This window comes from Streptomyces sp. SID486, from assembly GCF_009865385.1.
GTDB lineage: Bacteria > Actinomycetota > Actinomycetes > Streptomycetales > Streptomycetaceae > Streptomyces.
On record NZ_WWJT01000558.1, the window covers coordinates 1 to 1535 of the forward strand.

A 1535-nucleotide genomic window follows, 5' to 3' on the forward strand; every position below is an offset into this window, starting at 1 on the left:
ACCGCCTCCAGCGCCCGTACCACCGACCCCGCCGCGGGCCTGCCCGGCGAGCCGAGCGCGGGGGCGACCAGTGCGTCCAGGTCGTCGACGACCACCACGAGCCGGGGCAGCGGGGGCGCGGCCCCCGCACGCTGCCGGGCCGCCGCGCCGGGCCGCAGCCGCAGGGTGGAGCTGGGCGGCACCTCTATGTCACCGGAGGCGACCGCACCGCGCTGCGCGACCGGGTCCCCGGTCGCGGCCGTACGCTGTGCCACCATCCGGCCGGACACCTCCCGCCCCGCGTGCCACCGGGCGAAGTCCGTCCGGCCCAGCAACTCCGCGCGGCGCTTCAGCTCGGCTGCCAGCGACTGGGCGAACTCCCGCATCCGCACCGGGTCGTTGGCGATCAGGTGGGTGGTCACGTGCGGTATGTCCGTACACACGCGCAGGCCCTCGCCGTGCCCGGTGCCGACCCCGTCGCGGCCGTCGAGCAGCACCATGGCCAGCCGGTCCGGCCGCTCGGCGGCGGCGAGCGAGGCGACCACGGCCCGCAGCAGCTCGGTCCGGCCGCTGCCGGCCGGCCCCTCGACCAGCAGATGCGGCCCGTCGGCCACGAGGTCGGCGGTGACCGGTCCGCGCGGTCCGGCACCGAGCACCGCCCGCGCCCGCCCGCCCAGCGACTGCGTGTCGTCGGCCGCGTCCGCCCAGCGCGCCATCAGCGAGGCCGGGGTGGCCCGGGCCAGCCCCAGCTCGTCCAGCAGCCGGGCCGACTGCGGCAGCGGCGTGGACACGCGCGTGTCCGGCCCGCCGGGCGGCCCGTCCGGGCGCAGCGGCGCCAGCGCCCGCGCGAACCGCTCCGCCCAGGCGGCGGAGACGGCGTCGACGGCGGCCTGCGTACCGGGGCCGACGGGACCGCCCGGGGCGACCCGCAGCAGTTGCAGCCCGGCGGCGACGTCCCCGCTGAGCAGCGCCACGGCACCGCAGTGCCGGAACGTCGGGGTCACCGCACAGGCGTCCTCGTACGTCCGCGTCACGGGGGAGACGGGTGAGGCGGGCTCGGTCTCGGCGAGACACACCACGTGGATCCCGGCCCGCGGACCGGCCACGGCCAGCCGCGCGAGGGCGTCCCGCAGCGCGGAGCCACCCGGATCGCCGTCCACGACGACGACGGTGTAGGGCCCCGCGAACCCGCCGGCCCCGGTGTCCTCCCTGGCCCAGGACGGCCGCCTGGCGGAGCTGTCGGCGTCGGGACGGGAGGGGGCGGCGGAAGCGGCGGAGGGGGTGGGGCGGGGGGCCGCGTACGCGGCGGGACCGGGGGGCCCGGCGGGCACACCGGCCCCGTGGTCCCCGGCACCGCTTCCGCGGTCGCCGGAGGTGCCGGGGTGGCCGGGGTGGCCGGGGGGAGCGGTGGCCGGGTGGGCGCCGGGTACGTCGGCCGGGGCGGTCCCGTACGGGTCGCTCGCCGTGTACGGGTCGCTGTACGGCGCGGTGCCGCTCTGGGTGCCGGTACCGCTTCCGCGGTCGCCGGAGGTGCCGGGGTGGCCGGGGGGAGCGGT

1 protein-coding gene is annotated in these 1535 nt (G+C 79.9%); it reads right to left on the reverse strand.

What is annotated here, in order from left to right; genetic code table 11:
• Positions 1 to 1535 (reverse strand): FtsK/SpoIIIE domain-containing protein (locus GT045_RS25655; protein WP_272926895.1); only part of this gene is annotated, 1535 nt, incomplete at both ends.